Below are 16,819 nucleotides of genomic sequence, written 5' to 3'. Positions count from 1 at the left end.
AAGGGAAAGGTTAGAGGATTTGAAGCAACCCTTTAACCGATTTTTGTAAATAAGAGGATATCGATGAGTTCAAAGTCGTTAATTACTCCGCCTTTGGAAATTTGGGCTGGTGTGGAGTGTACAGTTAATCGAGTAGGTGACGAATATAGCGACCAGTTAGAGCGCAATGGTCATGCTACGCGCCTAGAAGACCTAGACTTATTTGCCGAACTGGGGATAAGTGCCATACGTTACCCTGTACTGTGGGAGCGGACTGCACCTGATAGCTTAGATGAACCTAATTGGTTGTGGGCGGACGAACGGCTAAAGAAGCTGCAAGAATTGGGTATGCGTCCGATTGTCGGTTTAGTCCATCACGGTAGCGGCCCTAGATATACTAGCTTGGTCGATCCGGCATTTCCAGAAAAACTAGCTACTTTTGCCGGGATGGTTGCACAGCGCTACCCTTGGATAAGTCATTACACGCCTGTAAACGAACCTCTGACTACAGCCCGATTTAGCGGTTTGTACGGACACTGGTATCCTCACGGCACGGACGACTTAACTTTTGCCCGTGTTTTGCTAAATCAGTGCCGCGCGATCACTCTATCGATGCAAGCAATCCGGGAAGTCAACCCCAGCGCCCAATTGGTGCAAACTGACGATTTGGGTCATGTTTTTAGTACACCTTTATTAGCGTATCAAGCAGAACTAGAAAACGAACGGCGTTGGTTGAGTTTTGATTTGCTGTGCGGACGATTGAATTGCGATCGCCCAACCTGGGATTACTTACGTTCGGCTGGCATTACAGAAGATGAACTAAATTGGTTTTTAGACAATCCTTGTCCCCCCGATATTATGGGGATTAATCATTACCTAACAAGCGATCGCTTTATAGACGAACGTTTAGAGCGCTACCCAAAATCGGCTCATGGCGGCAACGGAAAGCAGGCATACGCAGATGTAGAGGCTGTTAGAGTTTGCGCTGAAGGTACGGCAGGAGTAGGTACATTGCTACAATCTGCGTGGCAGCGCTACAGGTTGCCATTGGCTGTAACTGAGGTACATCTTGGCTGCACCCGTGAAGAACAATTGCGGTGGTTATATGAGGTTTGGCATTTAGCAAACGAGCAAAGGCAAAAAGGTGTAGATGTACGCGCTATTACTGCTTGGTCGCTTTTAGGTGCATACGATTGGAATAGCTTGCTGACGCGCTTTGATGGATATTACGAACCAGGTGTATTTGATTTGCGATCGCCTCATCCACGTCCTACAGCCCTGGCACGGGCGATCGCAGATTTAGCCCAAGGCATTGAACCAAACCATCCATTACTAGCTACACCGGGCTGGTGGCATCGGCAAGAGCGGTTATTGTACCCGCCTGTAAGTTGCATTTTAGAGCAAGCACCAAACAAAAATATTCGCTCCTCACTAATACCGAAGCCAGTGGCTATAGTGGGAGCCACAGGAACGCTAGGACAAGCTTTTGCCAGGTTGTGCGACGAGCGGGGTATTTTGTATCGCTTGCTATCGCGTCAACAGATAGATATTACTAACCCTGCATCGGTAGACGCGGCTTTGAGCGAAATTAATCCTTGGGCAGTTGTTAATGCTGCTGGATATGTCCGCGTAGACGATGCTGAACGCGAAGTAGATGCTTGTTTGCTTGCAAACGCTGAAGGGGCAGCAATTCTTGCTGCTGCTTGTGCCAAGCGAGAAATTCCCTTGCTGACATTTTCTTCAGACTTAGTATTTGATGGCAGTTTATCGACTCCTTACACCGAAAGCGATACTGTTGCACCTTTAAATGTGTACGGGCGCAGTAAAGTAATCGCTGAGGAGAAAGTTTTAACAAACAATCCTGCATCGCTAGTAGTCCGCACCAGTGCATTTTTCAGCCCTTGGGATGACTACAACTTCGTCACCATAGCATTGCGCGAGTTAGCGGCGGGGAAAACTTTTATTGCTGCCGATGACATTGTTTCGCCTACCTACGTTCCCGATTTAGTTCACGCCAGCTTAGATTTATTTATTGATGGCGAGTGTGGGTTATGGCATTTAGCCAATCTTGGGGCGGTTTCTTGGGCAGATTTAGCAATCTTAGCCGCAAAACAGGCTGGTGTAGATACAAGTAAAATAATTACTCGTCCTACACAAGAACTTGGACTTATGGCTCAACGCCCTACTTATAGCGTACTTGGCAGCAATCGAGGCTTATTAATGCCTGTACTTGATAATGCGATCGCTCGTTATCTCCAGCAAAGAGCGCTTGAGTAGCTTCTGTTAAGCTACTAAAAGAAATTGAAATTTTTAAAGAGTTGACACGCAGAGTGCTATTTTGTGTCTAAATTTGGGGAAAATAGAGATAGTACATTAGGCTACATTTTGCCCTAGTAAAAAGCAAAATGTAGCCCCAAGATTCCAAATTGGAGCAGGCAGCAAGATGGTTCATAGTCTAGGTACTGCAAACTTTACAGAAGTTGATTTAGATCGGTTTGCAGAAGAGCTAAATCGAGACGGAATTTGTGTAATTCACGGACTATTTGAGCGAAAACTGATTGAAGATTGGGCGACTTCTTTTGATGCTTTATTTCAAGAGCGGTTGCACAGGCCAGGTGGAGTAGCTCCCAGAGGGACTGCTCGCGGCTATGTCACAATGCCTTGGGTGGCTCCCTTTAATAATCCGGCAGTGTTTGCCAACCCGACCATTTTGGGCGTACTCAATCGCGTATTTTATCAAGAATACAAGCTAGTTCAGCTAGGGGTAGACATCCCCATGCAAGGATCCCAGTATCAGGAAATCCATCGTGATTTCCGTCCATTGTTTTGCGATCGCATTGTCACGCCGCTCTATGCCCTAGCAGTTAATTTTCCCTTGGTAGAAGTGACTGCTGAAAATAGCCCGTTTGAGATGGCGCGAGGAACTCACCTAATGCAACGTGAGGAGGGATTAGTCAAAATTGGGGCAGGGGAAATTGCCATGGAGCAGTTTTTAATGCAGCCTGGAGATGTGATGGTGCGATCGCCCCTAGCACTGCATCGAGGAACCCCTAACCGCACACCGCAGCCACGCCCGATGATTGTGATGGGTTACGTCATGCACTGGCTTCATACCCACAAGGTAGATTTAACTCTTGAGCAGGATTACTATAATGGCTTATCGCCTGAACTTCAGCAGTTACTTCGGTGTCAAACCGTGGAGCAGTTGCCCAATGAGGCAACAGAAACCTACGTCAACTTCCAGTATTGATGTCAACACATTATACTAATCCAGTTTATCCAGATTACTTTGCCGATCCCTTTGTTTGGCAGCATCAGGGTGTCTATTACGCAATCGGGACAGGTACAGCAGAAGCCGCAGGGCAGGTAGATGAGAGCCACGAGCAGCGAGTCTTTCCCCTGCTAAAGTCGGATGATTTATTCAACTGGCAGTTTGCCGGAAACGCTTTGCTGCGTCCCGATCCTGCACTGGGAGATAACTTTTGGGCCCCGGAAATTGCTTACCACGATGGTACTTTCTACCTTTACTATTCCGTTGGGCATGAGGATAAAAACCATCAGCTACGGGTTGCCAGTAGTCTTGAACCTTTAGGCCCGTATCAGGATGTGGGTGAGCCATTGGTCGATCCCGAAACTTGTCCGTTTGCGATCGATCCTAGCCCTTTCCAGGACGATGACGGGCAGTGGTATCTTTTCTACGCCCAGGATTTCTTGAATACCGAAGATGGGGTTCGGGCAGGAACGGCACTGGTAGTAGATCGTCTGCTGACGATGACGAAATTAGCGGGGGAAACTAGAGTTGTTTTACGTGCTAAGCATGATTGGCAAAGGTTTTTAGCTAATCGTCCCATGTATGGTGCTGTCTACGATTGGCATACCTTAGAAGGACCCTGTATTCGCAAACACGAAAACCGATACTACTGCTTTTACAGTGGTGGGCGTTGGGAAACGGAGAGTTACGGGGTTGATTATGGAGTTGCCGAGCAGGTGATGGGTCCCTATTCCGATGCCGGAAACCAATCGGGACCGCGAGTGCTGCGCTCAATTTCTGGCTACGTATTAGGTCCTGGACATAATTCGATGGCAGTGAGCCTTGATGGTCAGGACTATATGATCTATCATGCCTGGGATAAGGAAATGAAGGCACGCCGGATGTGCATCGATCGGTTGCTCTGGACAGAAGAAGGTCCTCGCTGCCAGGGACCGACCTGGACACAACAACAAATATCAGGGTAGCCAGAAGTAATCAAACAAAAACCAGAATCAGTAATTACACCATATATATACACAACTTTACTTAGCAGCAACTAACACTTGTCCGCTATAACCTAATTCGTTGTACTGTCTGAGGACATCGGTTGCGATCGCACTTTTTCCCTCTGCTATCAAAGCAACACAAGCACCACCAAAACCGCCACCAGTTAAACGAGCGCCATATACAGCCGGAGTTCTTTGTAAAATGTCTGCCAAGGCATCTACGGCAGGTACAGACACCTCATAATCATCGCGTTGACTAGCGTGAGAAGCATTCATCAGTTCGCCAAAGCGGCTGATAGAGATTCCAGAAATCGCCTCTAGTACGCGGTTATTTTCCGTAATTACATGACGAGCGCGGCGACAAAGTGGTTCGGGCAATGATTGAGCAACTTGGGGATTAGTAATATCTCTCAGCGCTTTTACTCCCAAAAGCCGCGCCGCCTCCTCGCACTCGACCCGACGTTGATTGTAGCCGCTACCTGCTGCTAGAGCGTGATTTACACCACTATCTATTACTAAAATCTCTCCGCCTGCGGGTAATTCCAGGGTGCGACGTTCGAGGGTGCGAGTGTCTAGAAATAGCATCGAATGAGTACCAGCTAGACTAGATGCCATTTGATCCATAATGCCGCAATTTAACCCCGCATACTGAATTTCTGCTTGTTGTCCGATTTGGGCAATTTGAACATCATCAATCGGGAGATTAAGCAGACTGCGTAATCCTTTTAGGGTTGCAACTTCTAAAGCCGCGCTGCTAGATAAGCCTACACCGATTGGTACAGTAGAAGTGACGTACAGGTTTATAGCCGGGATTTTGTAGCCTTGTTTTGCTAAAAGTTGGATGCAGCCAAATATATAACTTGCAAATCCTTCAGGAGTAAGACTTTTACTAGCAACACTTACCATTTCCTCTAATTCTTGAGAATAAAAATGGTATTGGGTATCTTGGCTCAAACCTAGCTCTACTTTTGTGCGTTGGGGTATAGCAATAGGCAATACAAACCCATCATTATAATCAGTGTGTTCGCCCAGCAGATTTACTCGTCCTGGTGCGGTGGCTTCAACTTCTGGCGTTGTCCCAAATATTTGTTGAAAATTCATAACTTAATTAATTTCTAAAGGAACAGGGCGCATTCTCCCTGCTATTTCTACACTAGGAAAATTTGGATCGAAAGTGAGATTTTCTAGCTTGCCATCTGCCAAAATGACAAAGGTATCCTCAATTTTTGCTCCCGGTAAACTTGGATTCCACGCTACAGCCATGTTTGCTGTCAAAGTATCGCAAGTAGTAGGATTGGCAACAATTTCTCTAGCTAAATAGCCGCAAGTTCCGCCTTGATGGTGTTCGCGGATAGCTTGCAAATACCCATGCTGTTCATAGGCTTGTTTTAATTCTTGGTAAACTACGTTGAGTGCTACGCCAGGTTTGCACGAGTTCAATGCTTGGGCTTCAATTTCTCGGATGTGTTGGTGCAACTGGGAATATTCGTCTTTCTTCCCAAAATACACAAACCTTGTGAGATTGGCATACAAGCCGTAACCTCTAGCGCAAAATACCATCATCGCTGATTGAGAAATTGCCTCATTACTAGGAGTAGCATGACGATACAGAGGTAAACGCCTTTCTCCTGCTACCAATGTCAAAGCTGGATGCAACCCCCGCGCCCACAATGCTTCCGCACCCGCCCCGGCTAGTTGATATTCTGTCCAAGTAGGCTTGGCATTAGATAACACCTCCGTCATTGCTGCGCTTGCTTTTCGCCCTACTTGACGATAGCGTTCTAGTTCGCCCTGCATCATTACCCGTTTATAGTTTACAAGTAAGTCAGGTAAAACAGTTTCAGCAATAGTAGGGCGATCGCTACATACTTTACCCCCATTAGTAGCCTCGCGCACAAATGTTTCGCGCATAGCACCATCAGCCCAAGGATTGACGTGCAGTTGAAAATTTGCGGGTAACTCTTCATCCTGCAAGCGTTGCGCTTCAATTTCATCCGTCAATACCCAAGCATCTTGGGCAGTAACTAATACTTCTGCTACTCCCGTTTCGACCGTTAGCAGCACAGCACTATCAGCACCCGCCGTTACCCAAGCAAACCAATCTGTTCCTTTAAGACGAACACCCGCAACCTCGGCGCTAACTAAGACTTGACGAATTAACTCTAGTTTGGCAGCAACTTCAGCATTCATAATTTTACTGGCGTTTCAAGATTGACAACTACCGCTTGTAGTTCCTTTGCCTTCTCTTCTGGTAGCGTGTCACTAGCAAACATTCCTGCGGCGAGTTCAGTTCCCGCTAGGTACTTGAGCCGATCTTTTGTCCTTAGCGGCGGGTAAAACTCAGCGTGTAACTGAAATTCTGGATGCGGATTACCATCAATAGGCGCTTGAAACCATGCCATTAAATAAGGAAAAGGGCGATTCCACAAACCGTCATATTTAAGAGTTACAGTTTTAAGTGCTTTGGCAAGGGCGAAACGTTGTTCTGCGCTGAGATCGTTAAATGTGGCAACAGGGGCAATGGGCGCAATCCATACTTCGTAAGGGTAACGGGCGCATACAGGCACAAAAGCGATCGCATATTCATCAAGATAGATAATCCGCTCGTTTGCGGCTATTTCCTTTTGAATCAAATCTGGCAACAACGAACTCTGATGCTGCTGGTAATAAGCCAACTGACACTCCAACATCCGCGCTGGAACTGGTGGTACAAAAGGATATGAGTATATTTGCCCGTGAGGATGGTGTAAAGTCACCCCTACTTCTACGCCGCGATTTTCAAAGGGCAAAACGTACTGAATCTGCGGCGGTGCTTTGCAAGTGCGATCGCCCCACACTTGCAAAAGTAAATCTAACCGATCTAGTTCCAAGTAGGCAAGAGCAGTTTCGGGATCTTGAGTAAATACCACTACTTCACAAGTCCCATTAGCGGGTAACGTCTCGACAATAGAGGCTGGCGGATTGTGCGATTCTACTATCATGGACGGAAAGCGATTATCAAACACAGCTATGTCATAGCGCCCCTGGGGAAGTTCCGTAGGAAACTGAGGGTCGGTTGTAGGTGCTAAAGGATTGTACTGAGGCGGGGGCATAAAAGTCCGCCCCTGACGGTGACTAGCGTAAGCTACCCATTCGCCACGTAAAGGATGCCAGCGCAAATGTGGGTTGGCGGCGACAGTTTCATTACTAGGACTAGGTGCAATAATCCCTTCGTCAATCGGGGAGCGACTGTATAGAGTCAGCTTGCGCCCATCCGGTTTTAAAAGTTCCTGGAAATACATCATCCTCCTCCACTTCTCCTTTAGTTGCCGCAGCGATCGCAGAAATCGGAAACTTCGGCGTGCGATCGCTATACAATAAGCCGTTAGCTTCTTGGAAAGTATCCGTAAGCTGGGTATAGCAAAAGCCGCTAAACATCTCTATTTTGTTGATTGCCCCTAACAGTGCCTCGTACCTCGTTTGTAGTTCGGAGATATCGTTAGAGCGCACGTATCCCCAAATTTTATCAGTATTAATGTTTTCTAAGGGTTGGGCGTAGGCTATACCGCCAAATTCTGTTAGCATCACAGGCTGTCCGTGATGGGGATAGCCATCAAGCGTCAGTACGCGCCCCCCCGGACGCTGACGATCCAATAAGTCGGTTAACTTTACATCCTCACCGTAGCGTTTCAATAATTGCTGCGGTTTGTTGTTGTAGTCATGGATGGCAATAATGTCAGTATCGGTACTTTCCCAACCATCGTTGCCAATTACTAGCCGCGTTGAGTCTAAAGTTTTAGTTAAGTGATACAGCGCCAAAACGTAGTTGCGGTGCGCTGCTGTTTCAACCAAGTTAGGCACTCCCCAAGATTCATTAAAGGGAACCCAGACCACAATGCACGGATGACTAGCATCGCGCTTAATTACCTCCGTCCACTCGCGGGTAATGCGCTCTACGGCGGTGGGCGTGAAACGGTAGGCGCTGGGCATTTCTTCCCAAACCAACAATCCTAAAACATCTGCCCAATACAAGAAACGAGGATCTTCAATTTTTTGGTGCTTACGGACACCATTAAAACCCATACTTTTTACTAATTCTACATCGTGCCGCAACGCCTGATCAGAGGGTGCAGTTATCAGGGTGTCGCTCCAATAGCCTTGATCTAAAACTAGCCGTAAATAATAAGGTCGCCCATTGAGCATAAAGCGATCGCGCTGTATGCCTACTGTCCGCATTGCCGTGTAGGAATAGACTTCATCTAGTAAATTATTATTTTTATCCCATAGTTGAATATGGGCATCAATTAATGTTGGCTTTTCTGGCGACCACAATAATTCGTTGCGGTAGTCATCAATCCCTGGGTCAGAAAGGGTGATCCGGCGGTGCAATTCTCCGTTAAACACATCGTAGCGATCATTTACAAGCAATTGGTCGCCAACGCTCAGTTTGACACTGACTTGAATATCATGCTGTTGTCCGGCGATAAAAGCTTCAAAGCCAATTTCCCACCGCTCAAATTGGGGAGTCCAACAAAGGCGATCAATGTAGGTTTTTCCTACGCGCTCTAGCCATACAGTCTGCCAAATGCCGCTAGTACGTGGATACCAAATACTATGAGGTTCTAACTGCCAATCTTGTTTACCGCGCGGTTTGGCTAAGTCTTGGGGGTCGTCTTGCGCCCAGACTGTAACACGCTGCCTGCCGCTCTCATTTAAAACAGAGGTAATATCAATAGTAAAAGGCGTATATCCACCTTCATGCACCGCCATAAATTGACCGTTGACCCACACGCGCGCGCAATAATCTACTGCGCCAAAATGAAGCAGTACGCGATCGTCTTTAAATAGTTCAAATTCGCGCTCGTACCAACAGTTGGGATGAAAACCCGTGTTACCAATCCCACTTTTGATTGATTCCGGCGCAAATGGGACTTCAATACAGTGACTCCACTCAGAAATATCTAAAGGCGAAGTATATTGCCCCTCATCGTCATAGGCGAACTTCCACAAACCATTAAGATTTATCCAGTTGCAGCGTTGTAGTTGCGGACGTGGATAGGCTGACGCTAATTGAGGAATAATAGCTCTAGTTTCAGACTGACGAGCTACTCCACCACAGACATTTTCCGGTCTTGACGAGTTCATTAATATTTTTACCCTTCTCTAAAACTCTTACTTTTCTCTATTGTCTCTTTTTCTTAAAAATTAATTTACTTCCTAGTCATGAAAAGTGTTAGGTCTTCCACTAATAACCATTTTCCTGAGTGGTTGAGAGTTCCCCAAACTTTGAGAGGTTGATTATCGGGGCAGATTTGTAATTGTTCGTTGATGTGCGATCGCATTGTTACTAATTGCCATGTCTGCATTGATTCCGTTAAGGTCAGCGTATAATCTTGGTCGCTACGGCGGTTGAAGATGCCCTCAAAGATGCGAGAATCAGGTGCTAAGGGAGATAAGGGACTTTGATTACAAGGGCAGTTGCCGCTAATAGGATAAGCTTCAAGATGCTCTAAATAATAGCGTTGCCAGTACAACCAATCGGGATGATTTGGCGGCAAATTGAATAAGGGAATAATAGAAGTTTTTGCTTGCAATAAGGCATTTTGTAGTTTACTTATAGGCAAGTCTCGCGGCTGACAGCCCAATTCAACACACAGCGCCGCCGCCATTCCCGCCGCTTGCCCAATATTCATGACTACAGGTTGTAGCCTAGTTGCACCATTAGCGACATGAGAAACAGATATATTTTTTTCACAGGCTAATAAACCATCGGTTTCCACTGGTACAAGGCAACTATAAGGAATAGTAAAGGGTGTACCTGTCCAGCGTCCTCCCCAACGGATAGATTTAGACTGGAGGGGAAAGTCTACACCAGGGTAATGATGATCGTTAGCGTAGTTGCCTATAGCAACGCTTTCCGGTTGTAACTGGGCGACATTTCCCCCAGATATAGGTAAAATATCTTGCTCTATAATGGTATTTATTCCTACTAAACGGCGACTTTCGCGGTAGTAAGGATGTATGGCATAAGCACCGCCGTTAACAGAAAAAATATTCGTTGCCAGCCCGTATTTACGCCCGAATTGAGATTGAATAAAGTGAGCGAAACCTTGGGTATGCCAAAGGCTTTGTTGCAAAAATTGCTGTTGCGATGTTTCTGATTCAATTAGACGTTTTACGTCTTCGGCGTAATCATTACCATGCTTGGGCCAGTTAATCATAAATAGATTACCTGGCAATCGTCCGTAGTTTAAAAATTCTGTTTGCCCGTAGTCTGCCCAAGCGTCAGTATACTTTGTGGGGTTGTAATTTGGGGGTGCGGGAATTTTGGGGGCGATCGCACTTTCAAATTCTTGCATAATTACTACCCAAGTAGGCGCTTGAATTGGGTATGTTTTAGTTAATTCATTTTCGGCAATTGGCGCACTAACTTCGCCCCATTGGGCTTGTAATTCCCAACCCCAACGATAGGGAATTTCGGCTAATGCTAGTAAGTCTCCAAGCTCAGTAGCATCTAAGGTAATCTTGGCTTTAACGGTAAAATCAGCAAATCTTACCCCAGTAATTGCATTACCATTCTTGATAACTTCTAAAGGTACGCTTCCCGCAATCCATTGTAAAAGTGGTAATTCTTTTACCCAGTCTGCAAATATTTCTGCACCCAGGCGGGGATTGTAGCTAAAAAAACTTACCCAACTATTGTTTAATCCGCCTATTTGTTTTTGTTGCAACTGCTGTAAAAATTCACCCCAAAGCCCAGTTTGAAAAGCTTGTAATTCGTTGCCATCAGGGGCAGCTACCCCCGCAGAAGTTAGCATTCCGCCTAGCCACTCAAATTCGCTGACAAGGATAGTCTTAGCCCCACTTCTCGCCGCTTGAATTGCTGCGGATGTTCCGCCTGTACCACTGCCGACAACTAAAACATCACAGGAGATTAATTCATTCTGCATTGGTAGACAATTGGGCTGTTAATACTTCGCTACCTTGGGTTGTGACTAATACATCGTCTTCAATGCGAATCCCGCGTACATCGGCAAATTTATTTAACTGTTGCCAATTGACGGCATCTTTGTATTTGGTGCGAGTTTCGGGGTTATTTAGGATTGCGGGTACTTGATAGAAACCAGGTTCAATTGTAACTATCATATTGGGACATAGAGGGCGATTCAGACGTAAATAGCATAACCCAAAGCGATCGCTTCTTTTCCGTCCTGTTTCGTAACCTGCTATATCTCCCAAGTCTTCCATATCGTGAACATCCAAGCCTAGCAGATGCCCGACACCGTGAGGGAAAAACAGCGCGTGAGCATCCATTGCAACTAAATCCTCTGGATTTCCGCGTAAAATGCCCAAATTTACCAATCCTTGAGCAATTACTTTCGCCGCCAGCAAATGAATTCCTTGATATTCCACTCCCGGAGAAATTGCCGCAATACAAGCATCGTGCGCCGCTAGTACCACATCATAGATATCTTTTTGGGTGGGGGAGAATTTACCCGAAACTGCCCAAGTGCGGGTTACATCTGAAGCCCAGCCATTAGAGGTTTCTGCCCCTACATCTGCTAAGAGTAAATCTCCAGCAGATAATTTATTGAGGTAATGATTGTTATGGAGAACTTCGCCGCGCACGGTAACGATACTAGAATAAGCACAAGTCATATTATTACCTAATATTACCTGCTCCATTGCCGCGCGGACTTCTGCCTCTGTTTTGGCGTTTTTAGTTGCTGCTATCCCGGCCCAGTGGGCTTTTACAGTTACTTGGGCTGCTTGTTTAATTTCGGCTATAGCTGATTCATCGTGAGATAGACGCAATTGGGCGATCGCACTTGCTAACTTTAGATCGACACCTTCTAAACTAGCCTTACGTTGTAACCATTTGTCTTGTTGTTGGCGAGTAACAATATCTTGTACAGGAATTGTGGCAGCTTTATAAGTACATTGTCTTAACTTGGCAAAAGGGTAAGCAAAATCTGCGCCAATAGTTGCAGCTATTTCCTCGCGTTTCGGGGTTTCGCCATGCCATAGAGTATTACTACTAGGCGGATCGTCCATAAACAACTCTAAACTGCCATTTTCTAGACGAATTGCCGCATTTTCTAGATTCAGCCCTGCAAAGTAGAGAAAATGGCTACTAGCGCGAAAAGGGAAAGTATTGGCAGCAAAATTACGCGCTGAACTTTTACCCGACCAAAGAATAACGGGAAAGTCAATTAGTTTAGCTAATTTTTGTCTGCGATCGCGTAAAGTATCAATCAATTTTCTTATTATTATTACTTATCTCTACTAAAACACTTACAAAATGAGTCTTGCCAAAACCTAGCGGATTTATTGACAGACATTTTGCAGGGGGTTTGCCCCCCTAACCCACCAATTCCTGGTTTTTCTACGGTTGAAAGCTGGAATATAATTGTATGTTTAGATTACCCAATGCTTTTGTAGCATTCTCCTACGGCGCTAAGGTCGCCGCATTTAACAGATTTTATTGTTACATCGTACTGCAAACTTTTACTTATGAGTCAGCTGATTAGTCGTTCTCGTCCGTTATTTATGCCTTACACATGGTATCGGCTTTTAATTGCCTTGCTCGTAGTCACGATGCTAGGCTGCGGGTTATTTCCAGGGACAGCATTTGCCCTTACCGAAACTCCACCCAAAGTTAATAAGTCCATTACACCGTACTTCGATCGTGTTGCCGATAAATTAACTGAGTTTCGCCTAGATAATGGGATGAAATTTTTGATTTTAGAGCGCCACCAAGCGCCAGTAGTATCTTTTTTGACTTACGCCGATGTCGGTGGAGCCGATGAGCCAACGGGAAAAACTGGCGTAGCTCACTTTCTCGAACACTTAGCATTTAAAGGTACGCAACGTATCGGGACGAAAAACTATAAAGCTGAAAAACCTTTACTTAACCGTTTAGATACTTTAGCAGAGCAAATCAAAGCAGGTGGCGATAAAATACCAGCTTTGCAAGCAGAGTTTGACAAAGTACAAGCTGAGGCCCTGAAATTAGTTAAGCAAAATGAATTAGGGCAAATTGTGTTGCAAGCTGGCGGAGTAGGCTTAAATGCCACTACTTCTGTGGAAGCTACGCGCTATTTTTATAGCTTTCCTTCCAATAAGTTAAAACTTTGGATGTCCCTAGAATCAGAACGATTTTTAGAGCCAGTATTTAGGGAGTTTTACAAAGAAAAAGATGTAATTTTGGAAGAAAGAAGATTGCGGGTAGATAATTCTCCCATTGGTAAAATGATTGAGGCGTTGCTAGACAAAGCTTACACTGTTCATCCATACAAGCGTCCCACCATTGGTTACGAGCAAGATATCCGCAATTTGACGCGCCAAGATGTGCAACAATTCTTTGATACTTATTACGTTCCCAGCAATATTACGATCGCTCTTGTGGGAGACGTTGACCCAAAACAAGTAAAAGAACTTGCTCAAGCTTACTTTGGACGCTTCAAAGCCAAACCTTCACCACCTCTCCTCAAAGTTGTAGAACCCAAACAAACAGAAGTTAGAGAAGTTGAATTAAAGTTGCCTTCCCAGCCTTGGTATTTAGAAGCTTACCACCGCCCAGCAATTACTAGCCCAGATAATGTAATTTATGGACTAATTGGCAGTTTGCTAAGTGATGGGAGAACTTCCAGGCTATATAGCTCTTTGGTAGAAAAGCAGCAATTAGCCCTCAACGCTCAAGGATTTAGCGGTTTTCCTGGGGACAAATACCCGAATTTGATGCTGTTTTATGCTCTAACTGCGCCTAATCGGACGGTGGACGAATTGGCGACAGGATTAAGAGCAGAAATTGAGAAGTTGAAAACAGAGCCAGTATCAGCTATAGAGTTAGATCGGGTCAAAACCCAAGCAAAAGCAGGATTATTGCGAAGTCTTGATTCTAATTCTGGCATGGCTCAGTTGTTGATGGAATACGAAGTAAAAACTGGCTCCTGGCGCAATTTATTTAAAGAATTGGAGCGTTTAAACGCAGTAACGGCGGCGGAGGTGCAGAGAGTCGCTGTAGCTACTTTTAAGCCAGAAAATCGCACAATTGGGCGTTTGTTGCCAAAAGAGAATTAAAGGAAAATATGAAATTATCTATCAAATTGGCGATCGCCTTCGTCTCAATGCTACTTGTTGTATTGCTAGGTTTGCCTAGTATGGCAGCCACCGCGCAACATTACGACGAGTTGAAGTTTGCACCCTTACCAGAAATAAAGTTGCCCAAGTACGAGCGATTCGTAATGGATAATGGCATAATTGTGTACTTGTTAGAAGATCGAGAATTGCCTTTAATAGGCGGTACGGCGCTAATTCGCACAGGCGATCGCTTTGAAAGTGCTGATAAGATAGGTTTAGCAGGGCTTACAGGTACAGTAATGCGTACTGGTGGTACTACAAAGCATTCTCCCGATGAACTCAATCAGCTACTCGAACAAAGGGCTGCTAGTGTCGAAACGGGCATTAGTACAACTTCGGGTAGTGCAAGTTTTAGTGCTTTAAGTGAAGATTTGCCCACAGTATTTGAGTTATTTAGCGAAGTATTAAAAACCCCCGTTTTTGACGCACAACAGCTAGAATTAGCCAAAACTCAAGCACGCGGCGGGATTGCTAGGCGCAATGACGATCCTGAAGGTATAGCAGATCGAGAGTTTCAAAAGTTGCTGTATGGCGATGCTAGTCCTTATGCTCGTACAGTGGAGTATGCAACTATCGATAATATTTCCCGCGAGGATTTAATCGGGTTTTATCAAAAGTATTTTCACCCCAATAATATGATTTTGGGGATTGTAGGCGACTTTAACTCCGCTCAAATGCGATCGCTGATTCAAAAAAACTTAGGAAATTGGAAAGCTAACCCCAAGCTAGTTAAGCCCACTTTACCCGCAGTTTCTCAAGCAAAAACAGGCGGTGTTTTTGTTGTCAATCAGCCGCAACTTACCCAAAGCTACGTACAAATTGGTCACTTAGGCGGAAAGCTAGATAGCCCAGATTATGCGGCGTTAGATGTGCTAAGTGGGGTATTAAATGGTTTTGGCGGACGATTATTTAATTCCGTGCGATCGCGTCAAGGACTTGCTTATACTGTTTACGGTGTCTGGAGTCCCAATTACGATTATCCGGGAACTTTCCTCGCTGGCGGACAAACTCGCTCTGATGCTACCGTACCTTTTATTAAAGCAATTGGCGAGGAAATTGAAAGCTTAAAGGCTAAACTTGTCACCCCAGCAGAACTTGCTTATGCCAAGGAAACAAAATTAAACTCTTTTGTCTTTAATTTTGAAGATCCAGCCCAAACATTGTCTCGACTGATGCGTTACGAATATTACGGCTACCCGGCAGATTTTATCTTTCGCTATCAGCGCGGTGTAGAAGCAACAACGGCGGCGGATGTCCAAAGAGTAGCGAAAACCTATCTCAAACCCGAAAATCTTGTCACGTTGGTTGTCGGCAATACTACAGCGATTCAACCGCCCTTAGATGGGCTGAATACTCAAGTAACACCGATAGATGTGACTATTCCTGGCGCAAAACCTGTAGTCATGAAATAGATTTTGGGCGATCGCACTATCTGCAATACCCTTGATTGGCACAAGGGTAAACCTACCTCTAACACTCTCGCTGTATGTCTAAAAAACCAAACACTTGATATTTTCTTGTAAATTTGGCTCAATTTTTTGATAACTTCTGACAATGAGGCGATCTCCTTAAACTTTCCCCTATTTGTTTTTTATAATTACGCAAACCCGAAAGGCGGCAACTATAAAGTACGAATAACTCCTTAACTACTGCAAAAGCTAGAGCGTAGCGTCTTTAAGCTGCAAAAGAGGATATTCCAAGCGTCTAATCGTGGCAACGTTAAATTAGTTCGCAGGCTTCAGAAATTGTTGATAAGCTCATGGGCAGCAAAAGCATTATCGGTTCGTCGGGTCACTCAGGACAATCAAGGTAAAAAAACGGCAGGTGTGGATGGCATTAAATCGCTGACCCCAAAGCAACGTTTCGCCTTGATAGATAAACTGACACTGAGCAATAAGGTAAAACCAACGCGCCGAGTTTGGATACCCAAACCTGGCACAGAAGAAAAAAGACCTTTAGGAATACCCACAATGCACGACCGAGCCAAGAAGAGAGCTAATCAAACTGGGGTTAGAACCGGAATGGGAGGCGCGTTTTGAACCTAATTCTTATGGGTTTCGCCCTGGGCGCTCTTGCCACGATGCGATTGAAGCAATATTCTGTGTTATTAGTCAAAAATCCAGATTCGTACTGGATGCTGATATTAGCAAATGCTTTGATCGTATTAATCACAATGTACTTCTCAAGAAATTAAATACCTATCCAACCCTGCAAAAACAAATCCGAGCTTGGTTAAAAGCTGGCGTTATGGATGGGAATGAGTTGTTCCCCACCACTAAAGGCACACCACAAGGCGGGGTGATATCACCTTTACTTGCAAATATTGCCTTACATGGTATGGAGGAATTGATTAGGGATTTAGCCCCAAAATTCGAGATGAGAGATAGTCGTGGTCATACTTTAGGACTACGAGATAAACTTAAATCGATTTCACTGGTCAGATACGCAGACGTAAAGTCTG

The 16,819-nt window shown here is 45.1% G+C and carries 11 protein-coding genes and 1 pseudogene; 6 read left to right on the top strand and 6 right to left on the bottom strand.

Translation table 11 applies throughout. The features are described 5' to 3' along the window. The first annotated feature begins 63 nt into the window (after positions 1-63). The 3 genes from C7B70_RS10295 to C7B70_RS10285 all read left to right on the top strand — a co-directional run bounded on the left by C7B70_RS10295 (position 64) and on the right by C7B70_RS10285 (position 4,215). Positions 64-2,256, top strand: coding sequence for a family 1 glycosylhydrolase (locus C7B70_RS10295; RefSeq protein WP_106368959.1), 2,193 nt, complete (start codon positions 64-66; stop codon positions 2,254-2,256). A 166-nt stretch (positions 2,257-2,422) separates the two neighbouring features. Next, positions 2,423-3,229, top strand: coding sequence for a phytanoyl-CoA dioxygenase family protein (locus C7B70_RS10290; protein WP_106368958.1), 807 nt, complete (start codon positions 2,423-2,425; stop codon positions 3,227-3,229). Then, positions 3,229-4,215 (top strand): glycoside hydrolase family 43 protein, encoded by a 987-nt coding sequence (locus C7B70_RS10285; protein WP_106368957.1) that lies wholly within the window; start codon positions 3,229-3,231, stop codon positions 4,213-4,215. Before C7B70_RS10290 ends, C7B70_RS10285 begins: the two co-directional genes overlap by 1 nt. A gap of 57 nt (positions 4,216-4,272) precedes the next feature. On the opposite strand, the gene galK is transcribed toward C7B70_RS10285, so the two are convergent. The 6 genes from galK to C7B70_RS10255 form a co-directional block, all read right to left on the bottom strand. Beyond that, on the bottom strand, positions 4,273-5,337 hold the full coding sequence (gene galK, locus C7B70_RS10280; RefSeq protein WP_106368956.1) for a galactokinase: 1,065 nt from the start codon (positions 5,335-5,337) through the stop codon (positions 4,273-4,275). Positions 5,338-5,340: 3 nt separating this feature from the next. Continuing rightward, complete coding sequence (locus tag C7B70_RS10275) at positions 5,341-6,426, bottom strand: Xaa-Pro peptidase family protein (RefSeq protein ID WP_106368955.1); 1,086 nt, start codon at positions 6,424-6,426, stop codon at positions 5,341-5,343. Continuing rightward, positions 6,423-7,520 carry a galactose-1-phosphate uridylyltransferase gene (galT, locus tag C7B70_RS10270; protein ID WP_233220883.1) on the bottom strand — a complete coding sequence of 366 codons (1,098 nt, stop codon included), beginning with the start codon at positions 7,518-7,520 and terminating at the stop codon, positions 6,423-6,425. The genes C7B70_RS10275 and galT overlap by 4 nt, the downstream gene beginning before the upstream one ends. Beyond that, positions 7,450-9,360 (bottom strand): glycoside hydrolase family 2 protein, encoded by a 1,911-nt coding sequence (locus C7B70_RS10265; protein WP_106368953.1) that lies wholly within the window; start codon positions 9,358-9,360, stop codon positions 7,450-7,452. Before C7B70_RS10265 ends, galT begins: the two co-directional genes overlap by 71 nt. A gap of 65 nt (positions 9,361-9,425) precedes the next feature. Then, complete coding sequence (locus C7B70_RS10260; RefSeq protein WP_106368952.1) at positions 9,426-11,165, bottom strand: FAD-dependent oxidoreductase; 1,740 nt, start codon at positions 11,163-11,165, stop codon at positions 9,426-9,428. Further along, positions 11,155-12,474, bottom strand: coding sequence for an aminopeptidase P family protein (locus C7B70_RS10255; RefSeq protein WP_199192178.1), 1,320 nt, complete (start codon positions 12,472-12,474; stop codon positions 11,155-11,157). Before C7B70_RS10255 ends, C7B70_RS10260 begins: the two co-directional genes overlap by 11 nt. A 255-nt stretch (positions 12,475-12,729) precedes the next feature. On the opposite strand from C7B70_RS10255, the gene C7B70_RS10250 reads away from it, so the two are divergent. The 3 genes and pseudogenes from C7B70_RS10250 to C7B70_RS10240 all read left to right on the top strand — a co-directional run. Beyond that, positions 12,730-14,298 (top strand): M16 family metallopeptidase, encoded by a 1,569-nt coding sequence (locus C7B70_RS10250; protein WP_369831848.1) that lies wholly within the window; start codon positions 12,730-12,732, stop codon positions 14,296-14,298. Between the two features lie 20 nt (positions 14,299-14,318). Further along, positions 14,319-15,770 carry a pitrilysin family protein gene (locus C7B70_RS10245; RefSeq protein WP_199192183.1) on the top strand — a complete coding sequence of 484 codons (1,452 nt, stop codon included), beginning with the start codon at positions 14,319-14,321 and terminating at the stop codon, positions 15,768-15,770. Positions 15,771-16,007: 237 nt separating this feature from the next. Next, positions 16,008-16,819, top strand: a pseudogene (locus C7B70_RS10240) (reverse transcriptase N-terminal domain-containing protein); the annotation flags it as partial.

Source organism: Chlorogloea sp. CCALA 695 (assembly GCF_003003885.1).
Classification (GTDB): Bacteria; Cyanobacteriota; Cyanobacteriia; order Cyanobacteriales; family Chroococcidiopsidaceae; genus Aliterella.
Note: the sequence above shows the minus strand (reverse complement) of the source record. Positions and strands in the feature narration are given on the sequence as shown.

Excerpts from the sequence above, each read along its gene's own strand:
- galK (WP_106368956.1), bottom strand. The coding sequence starts at position 5,337 with ATGAATTTTCAACAAATATTTGGGACAACGCCAGAAGTTGAAGCCACC.
- C7B70_RS10285 (WP_106368957.1), top strand. The coding sequence starts at position 3,229 with ATGTCAACACATTATACTAATCCAGTTTATCCAGATTACTTTGCCGAT.
- C7B70_RS10260 (WP_106368952.1), bottom strand. The coding sequence starts at position 11,165 with ATGCAGAATGAATTAATCTCCTGTGATGTTTTAGTTGTCGGCAGTGGT.
- C7B70_RS10250 (WP_369831848.1), top strand. The coding sequence starts at position 12,730 with ATGAGTCAGCTGATTAGTCGTTCTCGTCCGTTATTTATGCCTTACACA.
- C7B70_RS10265 (WP_106368953.1), bottom strand. The coding sequence starts at position 9,360 with ATGAACTCGTCAAGACCGGAAAATGTCTGTGGTGGAGTAGCTCGTCAG.
- C7B70_RS10290 (WP_106368958.1), top strand. The coding sequence starts at position 2,423 with ATGGTTCATAGTCTAGGTACTGCAAACTTTACAGAAGTTGATTTAGAT.
- C7B70_RS10295 (WP_106368959.1), top strand. The coding sequence starts at position 64 with ATGAGTTCAAAGTCGTTAATTACTCCGCCTTTGGAAATTTGGGCTGGT.
- galT (WP_233220883.1), bottom strand. The coding sequence starts at position 7,520 with ATGATGTATTTCCAGGAACTTTTAAAACCGGATGGGCGCAAGCTGACT.
- C7B70_RS10275 (WP_106368955.1), bottom strand. The coding sequence starts at position 6,426 with ATGAATGCTGAAGTTGCTGCCAAACTAGAGTTAATTCGTCAAGTCTTA.